The sequence below is a fragment of the Aquimarina sp. genome (genome assembly GCF_977115655.1).
Genome location: NZ_CDSBKO010000088.1, coordinates 1 through 14,954, shown reverse-complemented (window position 1 = coordinate 14,954; position 14,954 = coordinate 1). Strand labels below are relative to the sequence as shown.

At 35.5% G+C, this 14,954-nt stretch carries 9 protein-coding genes; 7 read left to right on the top strand and 2 right to left on the bottom strand.

Annotated features, from left to right (window positions below; genetic code table 11):
• Positions 1-321: 321 nt before the first annotated feature.
• Both ACZIYX_RS22405 and ACZIYX_RS22400 read right to left on the bottom strand, forming a co-directional pair.
• Positions 322-879: an adenylosuccinate lyase gene (locus tag ACZIYX_RS22405; protein ID WP_462684495.1), complete on the bottom strand. Its 558-nt coding sequence runs from the start codon at positions 877-879 to the stop codon at positions 322-324.
• 516 nt (positions 880-1,395) lie between these two features.
• Complete coding sequence (locus ACZIYX_RS22400) at positions 1,396-2,073, bottom strand: SIR2 family NAD-dependent protein deacylase (protein WP_462684494.1); 678 nt, start codon at positions 2,071-2,073, stop codon at positions 1,396-1,398.
• A 541-nt stretch (positions 2,074-2,614) separates the two neighbouring features.
• Here ACZIYX_RS22400 and ACZIYX_RS22395 point away from each other — a divergent pair.
• The 7 genes from ACZIYX_RS22395 to ACZIYX_RS22365 form a co-directional block, all read left to right on the top strand.
• Positions 2,615-3,352 carry a LytR/AlgR family response regulator transcription factor gene (locus tag ACZIYX_RS22395; protein ID WP_462684493.1) on the top strand — a complete coding sequence of 246 codons (738 nt, stop codon included), beginning with the start codon at positions 2,615-2,617 and terminating at the stop codon, positions 3,350-3,352.
• 392 nt (positions 3,353-3,744) lie between these two features.
• Positions 3,745-3,900, top strand: a complete 156-nt coding sequence (locus ACZIYX_RS22390) for a hypothetical protein (RefSeq protein WP_462684492.1) — start codon at positions 3,745-3,747, stop codon at positions 3,898-3,900.
• 188 nt (positions 3,901-4,088) lie between these two features.
• Positions 4,089-6,074 carry a tetratricopeptide repeat-containing sensor histidine kinase gene (locus ACZIYX_RS22385; protein ID WP_462684491.1) on the top strand — a complete coding sequence of 662 codons (1,986 nt, stop codon included), beginning with the start codon at positions 4,089-4,091 and terminating at the stop codon, positions 6,072-6,074.
• A 99-nt stretch (positions 6,075-6,173) separates the two neighbouring features.
• Positions 6,174-6,845, top strand: coding sequence for a response regulator (locus tag ACZIYX_RS22380; RefSeq protein ID WP_027413267.1), 672 nt, complete (start codon positions 6,174-6,176; stop codon positions 6,843-6,845).
• Positions 6,846-7,980: 1,135 nt separating this feature from the next.
• Positions 7,981-8,304 (top strand): hypothetical protein, encoded by a 324-nt coding sequence (locus ACZIYX_RS22375; RefSeq protein WP_462684490.1) that lies wholly within the window; start codon positions 7,981-7,983, stop codon positions 8,302-8,304.
• Positions 8,305-8,599: 295 nt separating this feature from the next.
• Positions 8,600-8,887, top strand: a complete 288-nt coding sequence (locus ACZIYX_RS22370; RefSeq protein ID WP_462684489.1) for a hypothetical protein — start codon at positions 8,600-8,602, stop codon at positions 8,885-8,887.
• Positions 8,888-8,896: 9 nt separating this feature from the next.
• Positions 8,897-14,954: choice-of-anchor L domain-containing protein (locus tag ACZIYX_RS22365; RefSeq protein ID WP_462684488.1), on the top strand; the 6,058-nt coding region annotated here is incomplete at its 3' end.

The window sequence follows — 14,954 nt, the reverse complement described above, 5'->3', positions numbered from 1 at the left end:
TCTTTGAGTCTTTGAGTCTTTGAGTCTTTGAGTCTTTGAATCTTTGAGTCTTTGAATCTTTGAATCTTTGAATCTTTGAATCTTTGAATCTTTGAGTCTTTGAGTCTTTGAGTCTTTGAGTCTTTGAATCTTTGAGTCTTTGAGTCTTTGAATCTTTGAATCTTTGAGTCTTTGAGTCTCTGAGTATTTGAGTATTTAGTATTTAGCCTGTGGTTTTTAGCCTGTAGTTTTTTAATCTTTGAATCTTTTAGTTCAACCCAACAACATCCGACCTCCGACCTCCGACCTCCGACACCCGACAACACCCGACAACACCCGACCTTAATACTTAATTTTTTCCAGCACCATACGTGCTCTAGCTTTATAAGCAGCACTGCCAGAATTGTAGGAGCTTTCTAATAGTATTTTAAGTTCGGGGTGTACCCAGTCAAATTCTGTTCCCAATAAATACAAGGAAGTCATAGAATACGCTTTTGGGGCTACTTTTTGATCTGTAATTAGCCAGTCAAAACAGATTTCAGTAATTTTTTCGCGATGTTTTACGGTAAGGTATTTTTGTATTTCGGGATTCTTTTTTTGATAAAAAGCAATACAAAGGTATTCAAATATTTTTGCCATTGGTCTTACAGCAGAATGCTTATAGACATCAGGTATAAATAGCAAAAGTTCATCCAGGTATGGTAAAACAGAGGCCAGATTATTTTTGCATAAAAACTCGAGAGCCCAGGCTGCCCTGCAGGAAATTTTATCTTCTGTATGGGCACAAATAGATAATAATTCGGGTAATAGCTCAGGATTCTTTACTATTAGATTAGCAAAATACTTTCTTTTATCTCGGGAATGATCTATAGTATCCAATAACTCAATAAGCGATGACATTCTAAATATATGTTATTTATAAAAAGTGGTGTTTGGTTAAAAATAGTAAATAGTTTTTAGTTTTTTAGTCTTTCAATCTTTAGCCTGTAGTTTTTTAGTCTTTGAGTCTTTGAGTCTTTGAGTCTTTGAATTTTTAGTCTATAGTTTTTAACCTGTAGTCTTTGAATCTTTGAGTTCGACCCAACACACCCGACCTCCGACCTCCGACCTCCGTCTTCCAACCTCCGTCTTCCGACCTCCGTCTTCCGACCTCCGTCTTCCGACCTCCGTCTTCCAACCTCCGTCTTCCAACCTCCGACCTCCGACCTCCGACCTCCGTCTTCCAACCTCCGTCTTCCGACCTCCGTCTTCCGACCTCCGTCTTCCGACCTCCGTCTTCCAACCTCCGACCTCCGACCTCCGACCTCCGACCTCCGTCTTCCGACCTCCGACACCCGACCTCCGACACCCAACCTCCGTCTTCCGACCTCCGACACCCGACAACACCCGACCTCCGACTCCCAACAACATCCCTCTTCATCCCAATAATCCCTCTACAACTTTGACCACTCCGGTAGTAGCTTTTTCAGATAATACGGTAAGATTTTTTGAGGGAGAAATAGCAGGATTAGGGTCAATAAAATAAACAGGGGTATTGTATGGAGCATATTGTAATAGACCAGCAGCGGGATATACCTGCATCGAGGTACCAATGATAATAAGTATGTCTGCTTGTTCTGTAATGGTTATAGCAGTATCCAGCATAGGTACTTCTTCGCCAAACCAAACTATATGCGGGCGCAATTGTGTGTTATAGGAGCAATGATCCCCGGGGAGCAGGTCTTTTTTCCAATCCAGCACCAGGCTCTCATCAAACTGGCTTCTCACTTTTAATAATTCGCCATGCAAATGCAGTACATTGCTACTACCGGCTCTTTCATGCAGATCATCTACATTTTGGGTAATAATAGTTACAGCATATTTTTTTTCTAGTGCAACCAAAGCATAATGTGCTTTATTGGGCGAGACCTCTTGTAATTGACTGCGTCTTTTGTTATAAAAATCCAAAACCAATGCCATATTGTTTTTCCATCCAAGTGGTGATGCAACTTGCATAACATCATGCCCTTCCCAAAGCCCATCTGCATCTCTAAAAGTGCGCAAGCCACTCTCTGCGCTAATTCCTGCACCGGTAAGTACAACTATATTTTTCATTATATCAGTTTAACTTTAAAATAATGAGCAAATAAACGGTATTATTTTTTGCTTAGTCAAGATAAAAAAATATTAGGTATAGTTTTAATTAAAAAAGAAAGGATTTATTGCTACAATTTCAAAGTTAAATAAGTAGAGGTTTAATTTTTTGTTATTAATCTTTTTAAGGACCGTTTCAAAAACAATATTAAGAGTAAAACAAAATGTATATATACAATTTTGCAGGGCATTATGTATACAATAAAAATTAAAACAGAAGGTTGTTATGTATATAATTTTTGTTTTCAAATCACGTTTTTAGATTTTTTTTAAGAAAACATTATAAGTGTTGTTAAAATTGCTTATTGTACTTGTTTCCGTATTTGTACCGACAAAAGTTATATAATCATCGATAAAACGTTGTTTATAAGTTACTGTAAGCAAGTTACTTCCATATTAATATTACGGTTTTACCGTATATAAAAAAACACCAAATACCCTATCTTGTAAGTAGAATAACTCAACGTCAAAGGTTAACAACAATTTTTTAAACAAATACCCTATGAAGTATCCTTATGTAATTATTGATAATGATAATAAAATTACAGATTCTATACAGATTTCCTTAGAGCAACAACCTAATTATATCTGTACTGGCATAGCAAAAGATGAGCAGAATGCATTGGATATAATTTTGGAAAGAAGACCAAGAATCATTTTTTTAGAGCCCGAAGTACCAGGATTACACGGGGGTAAGACAAGATATTCTTTATTAACAGAATTATCTAAATATATGGTGCGATTACCCGAGTTTATTGTAATTACCAAAACAACAGACTATGCTATAGAGGGTATACGCAACAGGATACTGGATTATATCCTGAAACCATTTAGTAAAGGGCAGCTATGCAGAACCCTGATGCGGTTCGAAAAAGATTTTGATCATTATGGAGATAACACCCTGTGTTTTAGGTCTTATGGGGACTATAAATTTGTAGAGGTAGATGATATATTGTATCTTAAGGCAGATAACAACACTACAGATTTTGTGATGAGCGATGGCAATAAAGTAGAGGCATTTAAGACCCTTAAACATTTTCAGGATTTGTTGCCCAATCACTTTGTGCGTATTCATAACAGCTACATTATCAATACACATTATGTATCCAGAATACATTTTGGCAAAGCCAAATGTGCAATAAAAAACACCAAGGACCTTATCCCTTTTTCAAAATCATACAAAAACAATGTAGAAGAGATAAAGGACAGTCTTGCAAAAAAAAGCCTGATCTATGTGTAATCAGGTATGTTTTAAAACTTTGGCATTTTTTTTATGTAAATCCGGGTTGGGTAATCATAAAACGCTTAGTAATTTATTTCCTACAAAAAAAACAGGTATGTTAAGATACGGTCATCTACCCTTATAATCGGTTAATGCACTACTGGCAGAGGTTAGATTACTAAAGATACCTTAGTTTATTGGGCGCGAGGAGAGAAACAAACTACATTTGTAGTGTACAATTAGAGTTACATACGGTAGTAAAAAACTCTGATAAAAGGATAAAATCGTTTGCGCAACGGTAACTATAGAAAACAAAAAATAAGGAAGACCCCATAAAGATGGAATACATCTTTAAACAAAAAAAAACTAAAAAAACTAAAAAAACTAAAAAAACTAAAAAAACTAACATTATGAAAACTATAAAAACTTTATTCGCTATATTATTTTTAAGTACTATGTTTATCGCTTGTGAAGCTGAATCTGTAAATGACGAGGTTGGGATTGAAATTAATGATCAGATAGGAGAAGATGAGAATACTGAGGAAGATATACAGCCCACTGTTTAATTTGTAAGTATAAATAAAAAAAGCCTTATTTAAAAGAAATAAGGCTTTTTTTATTTATATTTTATCATGAAACTACATATATTAGTAAAAACTATATTATTAAGAAAATGGGTTTTTCAATTAACACAAGCTTTTTCTTTATTGTTATAATTTGTATTACTTTCTCGTGTAAGAGAAGAGATGCTTTGATGAATAAAGAGAAACCTATAGAGGCCAAAGTAATGGTTATGGACTATGTTGCAAAAGCTAAAAATAATTCAATTCCTGAAAAAACAAGATTATCAGATGCCAATAATGCTTTTTATTGGAGTTCTAAATTAAAAGACAATATAGAAAAAAGAGAAATCCAATCAGAAATTGGTCTAATTTATTATTCACTTAAGGATTATTATCAATTCAAGAAAATTAATGAAGAGATTTTAGCCTTATCTCGACAAATATTTGATTCTTTGGGAATGGCTAAATCTTATAGTAATTTGGGATCATTCTATAATCGAAAAAAAATTAAGGATAGTGCGTTTTATAATTTTGACAAGGCAGAGAAAATCTTTAGTCAAATGAGTAAGAAAGATCCTGAATCTCATGGCGCGGCTTTATATAATATGGCTATTTTACAAAGAGATTTTAAAGATTATCTTGGAAGTGAAGCAAATACAATAAAGGCTATTAAAAAATTTGAAGAATCTAAAATAAATTTAAATCTATATTTGTGCTATAATAATCTAGGTATAATATCTAAAGATTTAGGGAAATACGATGAAGCTATTAAGAACTATCAAAATGCCTTGGACTATGCTAGGAAAATGGAAAATGGAGAATATAGACAAATTCAAGCTCTTAATAATATTGGAGTAGTTTATAAAAGTCAAAAAAAATATGATAAAGCGATAGCAAAATATATAGAAGCTCTTGGTTATGAGAAGTTACTCAACAGTAACTTGATAACTAAAGCAAATTTGTTAGATAATTTAGCCTATGCAAGATTTTTATCTGGGGCGAAAATAGATGTTTTAAAACAACTTAAAGAACCATTACACATTCGAGATAGTATTGGGGATAAGAGAGGGTTAATAACAAATAACCTTCATTTAGCGGAATATTATAAATCTATCAAGGAGGATAGCATAGCTACAAATTATGCTATTACAGCAAAAAATATAGCAGAATTAGGAGGATATAAGAAGGAATTACTAGACGCTTTTTTATTGCTATCAAAGGTGTCAGATAGTTATACTGGATTGTTATACGCACAAAACTATATTAGGTTAAACGATAGTTTGATTAAAGAAGAACGCTTATTTGAAGATAAATTTGCACGTATTAAATTTGAGACAGAAGAAATCGTAGAGAAAAACCAACAAATAAGTAAAGAAAACGAGATTTTGATCATAGCAATACTAGGGCTAACCGCATTGTTTTTGCTGGGGTATATTATATTTAGGCAACAACAAAGCAATAAAGAGCTGCTTTTTTCGCAAACCCAACAGGAGTCTAACGAGGAGATATATCGATTACTGCTTAATCAACAAATAAAGTTAGAAGAGGGCAGGCAGATGGAGCAGCAACGCATGTCAGAGGAGTTGCACGATGGTGTACTGGGTAGATTGTTTGGGGTGCGATTAAGTCTGGATGGGATCAACCAACGTGCCAACGATGGTTTTACAGAGGCAAGAAACAAATATATAGACGAGCTTAAGGCTATAGAAAAAGAAATACGGTTAATATCTCATGATCTGGGGGCAGAGACCCTGCCGTCTGATGTGGCATATATAGATGCGGTAGAAAACCTTATTGGGGATTTGTGCAACGCACATAAAATAAGTTTTGAGTTTAATAACGACGAGGATATAGATTGGGAGAGTGTAGATGACCAGAAAAAAGTGAACCTGTTTAGGATTTTGCAAGAGTCGATGCAAAATATTTTTAAGCATGCCAGTGCAGATCTTATAAAAATTAATTTCGAATATGCAGATGGTAACATAAATCTTACTATTTTAGATGACGGTGTAGGATTTAACAGCACCAAGGTAAAACGAGGAATTGGTTTAAAAAATATTACATCCAGAGTTAACCAAATGCAAGGGCAAGTTCAATTTATTAACGATGTGGATACAGGAGGTACTATGGTATCGGTTAGTGTACCAGCAAAAAACAACGTTGCAGAATTATATTAAATAAATGATATATGTGCCAATTATGGTATAATTTCTGATGGCTATATAAACATAAATACGAATATATTTTTAGAACCTAAAACAACAAATTTTTTTAAGATGAAAAAAAAGCTAAAAGTTCTTATGATCGATGATCACCCAATGATTATTGAAGGGTATAAGAATACCTTATTAGGAGAAAATCAAAAAGAATATCAAATTAAGATAGACATCGCGTCTAATTGCGATGATGCCTATGCAGAGATTGTAAAATCTTCAGAATCTACTCCTTTTGATATGCTTTTTATAGACATAAAATTACCACCATCAAAAGATGGTACCATTACCTCTGGCGAGGATTTGGCAAAGCATGCAAAAGAGCTGTTGCCAAAATCTAAAATTATTATTTTAACTATGCATAGAGAGGATCATAGGATCCATAACATACTTAAAAATATAAATCCGGCAGGATTTTTAATAAAAAGTGATCTTACATCCAGCGAGCTATTGTTGGCTTTTAATAATATTGTAAAAGGTAAAGCATATTATAGTGCTACGGTTAACGATCATTTTAGAAAAATGATGACCAATAAATTTTCTTTAGACGAAAAGAATTTAAAGATTTTATATCACTTATCTCGTGGGGTAAAAACAAAAAACCTGCCCAATTATGTAAGTTTATCTTTGAGTGCTATCGAAAAAAGAAAAAATCAAATCAAAGAAATGTTTTCTATTGCCAAAGCAGATGACCAAATGCTATTAGAAGAAGCTCGAAAAAGAGGTTTTATTTAATAAAAAACTACATAATCAACCTGCACAGATTTCTAAAAAAATATTTTTTTAGAATATCTAAAATCTTACATACCGCTGCGTCTGGAGCAAAATACCCAATTTTTGGGTTTTGCTCCAGACGCGGCGGTAAACAGTTTATTTGATATATATACATACTAGTATGAGCAAAGTAATACGATTCATATATCAAATCAAGGATTCGGGATTGTATATAACTATATATGTTAATTACAAAGGGTTATATATTTGGTGTCATCCCTCCCTGGTTATTTCTTCTTAAAAATAAACAAGCTATTGGTTTGATTTTAAAATTAAAATACAAACTGCTATATTCTGTTTTAAAGTTAAACAAACTTAGATCAAACAAAGCATAGTTTTTAGAACAGCTGATTTTAAAGACTTGTTAAAAAAAAACGGATTTACAGTTAGTTGTGTAAAATGCAAAATACATTTTCAGAAGTATATAATAAACTAATCCTCTGGGTTATTGATTTCTAAAAACAAAAATTGTACTTTTTTGTGTTTTCAAACATTAAGCACTATAAATTTAAAATACGCAAGAATAAGTTTTAGTTTTAACATTTGTAAATATGTATTTTATTGATTAGTAGATAGTTATTTTTCAGTATGGTAAAACCCTATTTTTTTTGATGTTTTTAAGTTGTTGTATATCAATATTTTATACATATATTTATAATGTTAAAATTAACATAATAAAAAAAACGTAAATATCTATAATCCAGATAAAAAAATACCCATAACAATTTATGAGCACTTCACAGTGCTTAATGAGTATTTTGCTGTATTATATTGAGTTTAATAATAAATACTGTTATGTTAATTTTAAACAAGTACTATAAAAATGTAAACTAAATTTGAAATTGATTGTGTATGAACAAAATTACTTTTATCTACTTCACAAAGACTCAAATGCTAGATATACTTATACCAATTTTATTTTACTATTTATAATTTACGTTTTATAACATACGTTGAGATATTTATATCAAAAAGAGAATAAAATTCTCTAATGATAAATAGAGATAAAGTAAAAAAATGATCCTGTAGCTAAAAACTTTGGCGAGCTAATGTTACAGGATATGAATAACGCTAATTTAAAACCAGATCAATCATTATGAGGTTCCATTTTTTTGAAACAAAGAAAATACTAGAGTCTTTTCCAGAAAAAGATAATAGTACAAATCAAGAAGTTGCCTCTGTAGCGCAACAAGTTAAGCACAGTATCAACCATAGCATTCTTTTTTTTATAATTACTACTACTTTTTTTATGGTAATATACTCATTTATAGCATACTCATTTTTAGAAACATCTTCGGTATTATTGATTAATAAACATCCATATCCGGATAAGGAGGTTTCTATAAACATAACCTTTAAACATCAAAAAGAGTGTGCAGATAAGCTTTTTTCTAAAAGCACTACTACAACATTGCTATAGATGCAAACATATCTCTGACAGATATATTAGAAAAAAATCAGGTAAAATATTTTTTTTCAAGAAAAGTTTTTTTGGTTCTGTATTAAAAACATAGAATATACTAATATAAAAGTTAAATGAGGATGTAGTTTTGTGCTATTTACCAAACAAAAACCGCTTTTGAACGACATAAAGTGTTATTACAACGGGCAACACATGTTTTTGTTGTTAAAAAAATATTAAATTCACTTAAAGCTTGCACTGTTTTTTACCGCTCTTGCTTGCTTTTATTGGCTATACAAAACAAAATTAGTATATGAAAAAAATTACTCAATTTTTGAATAATAAAGAGAAGTTGTTTTTCTTTTTCATTATCCTTCTATATCTGGGCAGACAATTATATATCCGGGTAATTACAACAAGTAGAGAAGTATCTGTTGTGATGTTAGAAAATAATTACTCTGTTGATAGTCTTTTTTCTTTTATGGGGGAAATAAAAATAATTAAGGTAAATGTTACTCGACTAGCTTCTAATAATAATATGGTATTAGGGATGATACTATTGTTTAACGAAGAAAAAAATAACACAACAATTTTATCATAAATAGCGCTTATGAGAATTTTTACGATTTTTCAAACCAATTATATCAACCAAAAACTTACGTTACTTGTATTTGTATCTTTTTTGGTTTTAAGTAACTTTAGTTATTCTCAGGCTACTTTTGTAAGTAACCCAACCAATGCAGCAGTGTTAGGGGTTCTGGATGGGGATGGTGTTTTATTAACCAATGCTACTTTAGAGAGAGGTGATAGGGCTACGCAGTTAGCAACATTTACTAATGGTGCCGCAGGAGCTAATTTATCATTAGATGGTGGGGTAATGTTAACTACTGGTAGTGCCGTTCAAGCATTTGGTAATAATTCACTAACGCAGGCTTCAATTAATGCACCAGGAGTAGATCCATATAATGATCCCGATATTACAGCCATAGATGGTACAGCAACCTGGGATGTTGTTGTTTTTTCATTCGATGTAGTTTTAGAACCCGGGTTTACAGATCTTAAAGTGGTATACCAATTTGGATCGGATGAATATCCGGATTATGTAGGGAGTGTTTTTAATGATATTTTTGGATTTTTTGTTTCTGGTCCTGGTATAACAGGATCTCAAAATATTGCGATAGTGCCGGGTACAACAAGTCCTGTTGCAGTAAATACGATAAACGCAGGTTTTTTAGGATGTAATAATGACGCTTCTCCAGAGGACCTTACCAATTCTGCTTTGTATATAAATAATGGGCACAGTACTTCTGCTCCACCATGTAATACAAATCCTGGCCCTTTTACAGTATTTACAGAGTATAATGGTATTACCCAACAGTTAACAGGTGTTTTATCAGGGTTAGTACCAGGTAATACGTATAGGTTTAAAATGGCTATTGCAGATGCGGGGGATTCCTCTCTGGATTCAGGGGTTTTTATAAGTACTATATCCGGAGATAGGGATTCTGATGGGGATGGGCTTTCAGATGCCAAAGACCCGGATGATGATGATGATGGTATTTTGGATATTGACGAAGCTGGTGCAGCGGGAGCTCCTAATTTAGATACAGATGGAGATGGAGTACCTGCGTATCTGGATGATGATGATAATAATTTTTCTGTTGGTGATGCAGATGGTTTGGTACAACCACAATTTGATCTGGATGGAGATGGTATTTCCAACCATTTGGATTTGGATAGTGATAATGATGGTATCTTAGATGTTATAGAAGCAGGAGGTACAGATCCCGACAATGATGGCGTAATCGGCACAGGAGTACCTACTGATGCAGATGGCGACGGATTAGCAGATATAGTTGATAATATTGATAGTGGTAGCGGAGCAGGTGAAGTTACTACAGGAACCCCTCTTTTAGTACCTAATAGTGATAGTATCGGGGGGGCAAATTATCTGGATATAGATTCTGATGATGATGGAATTGTAGATAACATTGAAGCACAAAACACTATTGGTTATCTGGCTCCTTTATTAAATGATGCAGATGGAGATGGGATAGACGATCGTTACGATATAGATGCAGGAGGACTTCCTTTAATACCAGTAAACACAGATGCAGGTACTCCTAATAGTGATACAGTACCGGATTATCTGGATTTAGATTCAGATGGAGATGGAGAAAGTGATATGGTCGAAGCTTATGACACCAACGATGATGGTATAGCAAATATTACTCCTTCGTTTTTAGATTCGGATAATGATGGTTTAGATAATAATTTTGATGTAAATGATGCAAGTGTAGATCCCACAAATGGTGGACAAACAGCAACCAGTCCTTTTCCTGATACAGATAGCCCGGGAGGAGAATCTAATTGGAGAGAATGGATAGATATTTCACTTTTAAAGACAGACACTTATGTAGATACAAATGGAAATGGTGTTATGGATGCAGGGGATACAATCACTTATGCGTTTACTATAACTAATACAGGAGGAACAACATTAACCAATGTAACAATCATAGATTCGGGGATAACTGTTAGCGGTGCTCCAATAGCGAGTTTAGCTTCAGGGGCAACCGACAATTCAACTTTTACAGGAACATATACACTTATTCAGGCAGACATTAATACAGGTAGCTATAGTAATAGCGCGACAGTAATTAGTGTAGATATTAATGGAAATTTGGAGACAGATGTTTCAGATGACCCGGATAATACTACTAATGTAGATCCGGATGGTGATAATGATCCGGATGATCCTACAGTGACTACTTTTACTTTCATTGATACAGATAATGATGGTGTTCAGGATGGTGTTGATTTGGATGATGACAATGATGGTATTTTGGATACAGAAGAATGTGGTTTAACCAATTTAAACATAAACTGGGCAGATTTAGGTTTGACCGATGCAGGTATAAGCGCTGCGGGAGGTCAAACGATTGCAGATATAGGAGCGGTTTTATCTATACCAGAATTGAATGGGGTAGGTATAACAGTTAGGTTTAGTACTACGGGACCAGCAACGCCTGCTTCTAATTTGATAGGAGCAGCAGGAAGCCCTTGGTTAGCGATAGCAAACGCTATAGGGGGCACACGAACTGTAGAAGTGTCGTTTACGCGATCTTTTGAAAAAATAATGTTAATGTATGATGGGCAGTTTACCGATGGGGAATCGGTAAACTATGGCCCAGGAGGAGGCACCTTACTACAACCAATTCCTCCAATAACAGGTTTAACAATAACAGGTGACTCTGTTACCAACCCGGTAGGGGGAACAGGAACAGTTACAGTAGCTTTTCCGCAATATGAATTAACAAATGGATCGGTAATAAATTTAACATCAGCAATTGCCTCGGGAGGATCAAATACAAGTTCACAGAACGGGGTTTTATTACGTATACAATATAGGATTTGTGATACCGATGGGGATGGTATAGAAAACCGATTAGATGTAGATAGTGATAATGATGGTATCTATGATGTGGTAGAAGCAGGAGGTACACCAAGTACGACCAATTTAGGAGAAGCAGATGGAGCAGTAGGTACTACACCCACTACTAATGGAGTACCGGGTTCAGCAGGTACAGGAATTACACCAACCAATACAGTAGGTACAAGTCCAGTAGATTATTTAAATACCGATAGTGACGATGATGGCTGTAACGACGCTAATGAAGCATACAACACAAGTTATACAGATTACCAAAGCTCCCCAACAGATTCTAATAATGATGGTACTTATGGTGGAGTTGTAGATAACACAGGAGTAACGGCTAATGGTGCTATTACCGGGTTAACGTATACTACAGATGCAACTCGTTTGGGTAATGTGACTAATAGTACAGTCAATGTTTGTGTATTAGATTCAGATGGAGATGGTATACCAGATACCGCAGATTTAGACGATGACAATGATGGTATTTTGGATACAGAAGAATGTGGTTTAACCAATTTAAACATAAACTGGGCAGATTTAGGTTTGACCGATGCAGGTATAAGCGCTGCGGGAGGTCAAACGATTGCAGATATAGGAGCGGTTTTATCTATACCAGAATTGAATGGGGTAGGTATAACAGTTAGGTTTAGTACTACGGGACCAGCAACGCCTGCTTCTAATTTGATAGGAGCAGCAGGAAGCCCTTGGTTAGCGATAGCAAACGCTATAGGGGGCACACGAACTGTAGAAGTGTCGTTTACGCGATCTTTTGAAAAAATAATGTTAATGTATGATGGGCAGTTTACCGATGGGGAATCGGTAAACTATGGCCCAGGAGGAGGCACCTTACTACAACCAATTCCTCCAATAACAGGTTTAACAATAACAGGTGACTCTGTTACCAACCCGGTAGGGGGAACAGGAACAGTTACAGTAGCTTTTCCGCAATATGAATTAACAAATGGATCGGTAATAAATTTAACATCAGCAATTGCCTCGGGAGGATCAAATACAAGTTCACAGAACGGGGTTTTATTACGTATACAATATAGGATTTGTGATACCGATGGGGATGGTATAGAAAACAGATTAGATTTAGATTCTGATAATGATGGTATTACAGACTTAATGGAATCCGGACAGTTAGGTAATGGAGCTGTAGATACTAATAATGATGGTATTATAGATGGTATACCAGCAGATTTTGGAAATAATGGTCTTGCAAATTCTGTAGAGTCGGATGATACTCCTACTGCTACTACAGCAAATCCAACAAGTACCGATGGAGATGGTACTGCAAATTATTTAGATATCGATTCTGATAATGATGGTATAGTAGATAATATAGAAGCACAATCTACATCAGGATATCTATCTCCAAGTGGAAATGATACAGATAATGATGGTATAGATGATCAATATGATGTTAATTGTACTATTGCTACTTGTGGATTGGTAGGAACTCCAATAATTCCAGAAAATACAGACGGTTTAGCAGATGGAGCTGATTATTTAGATTTAGATTCTGATGAAGACGGAGAAAGTGATACTATTGAGGCTTATGATAGTAATGATGATGGAGTAGTAGATGTTGCAGATACGATAGGAACTACACCAGATTTACTAGCACTAGGAACGGATAGCGATGGAGATGGATTAGATGATGAGTTTGATACAGATGGCGCGGGTACGATAAATACATCTGGTCCAACTAATGGAGGACAAACTGCATCGAATCCTTTTCCTGATACAGATAATCCTGGTGGAGAGCCAGATTGGAGAGCTACTGATGATGAAGTAGATCTGGTAGTTACTAAGGTTGTAGATGATGCAACTCCCGATGAAGGAGGTACAGTTACTTATACAATAACAGTAACCAACAATGGAGCTCCGGCAGCAACAGGTATTAGTATTACCGATGTACTACCAGCAGGGGTAACCTATGTAAGTGATACCCCAAGTCAAGGGGGATATGTTTCAGGTACAGGGGTTTGGACAATAGGAAGTATACTTAATGGAAATAATGCAACTTTGGCTATTACAGCAAGTGTAGATACAGGTACCAGTGGGGATACGATTACCAATACGGTAACGGGTGTAACTTTAGACCAGACGGATACCAATACCACCCCGGATGATGCAAGCGAGAGTATCGTGGTCAACAATGCAGTGGACTTAGTGGTAGCCAAGACGGTAAGTAATACTACTCCAAATGAAGGAGATACGGTTACCTATACATTAACAGTAACCAACAACGGTCCTGCACAGGCAACCAGTGTGGTGCTTACAGATTTGTTACCAACAGGGATAACTTTTGTTAGTGCTACTCCGGCAGCAGATTATAACGCTGCGGTAGGAGTTTGGACCATAGGAACGATCAATAGTAGCGGAGTTGCCACCTTAGATATTGTAGCAAGTGTAGATACAGGTACCAGCGGGGATACCATTACCAATACGGTAACGGGAGTAACTTTAGACCAGACGGATACCAATACCACCCCGGATGATGCAAGCGAGAGTATCGTGGTCAACAATGCAGTGGACTTAGTGGTAGCCAAGACGGTAAGTAATACTACACCAGATGAGGGTAGTACGGTTACCTACACGTTAACAGTAACCAATAACGGTCCGGCACAGGCAACCAGTGTGGTGCTTACAGATTTGTTACCAACAGGGGTAACCTATGTAAGTGATACGGGAGCAGGAGCCTATGTTTCAGGTACAGGAATCTGGACAATAGGAACGATCAATAGTAGCGGAGTTGCAACTATAGATATTGTAGCAAGTGTAGATACAGGTACCAGTGGGGATACCATTACCAATACGGTAACGGGTGTAACTTTAGACCAGACGGATACCAATACTACTCCGGATGATCCAAGTGAGAGTATCGTGGTCAACAATGCAGTGGACTTAGTGGTAGCCAAGACGGTAAGTAATACTACACCAGATGAGGGTAGTACGGTTACCTATACATTAACAGTAACCAACAACGGTCCTGCACAGGCAACCAGTGTAGTGCTTACAGATTTGTTACCAACAGGAGTAACCTATGTAAGTGATACAGGAGCAGGAGCCTATGTTTCAGGTACAGGAATCTGGACAATAGGAACGATCAATAGTACCGGAGTTGCGACTATAGATATTGTAGCAAGTGTAGATACAGGTACCAGCGGGGATACCATTACCAATACGGTAACAGGAGTGACTTTAGACCAGACGGATACCA

Bases quoted from the DNA above. Each gene is read 5' to 3' on its own strand.
- ACZIYX_RS22400 (WP_462684494.1), bottom strand. From the start codon at position 2,073: ATGAAAAATATAGTTGTACTTACCGGTGCAGGAATTAGCGCAGAGAGT.
- ACZIYX_RS22380 (WP_027413267.1), top strand. From the start codon at position 6,174: ATGAAAAAAAAGCTAAAAGTTCTTATGATCGATGATCACCCAATGATT.
- ACZIYX_RS22385 (WP_462684491.1), top strand. From the start codon at position 4,089: ATGAATAAAGAGAAACCTATAGAGGCCAAAGTAATGGTTATGGACTAT.
- ACZIYX_RS22405 (WP_462684495.1), bottom strand. From the start codon at position 879: ATGTCATCGCTTATTGAGTTATTGGATACTATAGATCATTCCCGAGAT.
- ACZIYX_RS22395 (WP_462684493.1), top strand. From the start codon at position 2,615: ATGAAGTATCCTTATGTAATTATTGATAATGATAATAAAATTACAGAT.
- ACZIYX_RS22390 (WP_462684492.1), top strand. From the start codon at position 3,745: ATGAAAACTATAAAAACTTTATTCGCTATATTATTTTTAAGTACTATG.
- ACZIYX_RS22375 (WP_462684490.1), top strand. From the start codon at position 7,981: ATGAGGTTCCATTTTTTTGAAACAAAGAAAATACTAGAGTCTTTTCCA.
- ACZIYX_RS22370 (WP_462684489.1), top strand. From the start codon at position 8,600: ATGAAAAAAATTACTCAATTTTTGAATAATAAAGAGAAGTTGTTTTTC.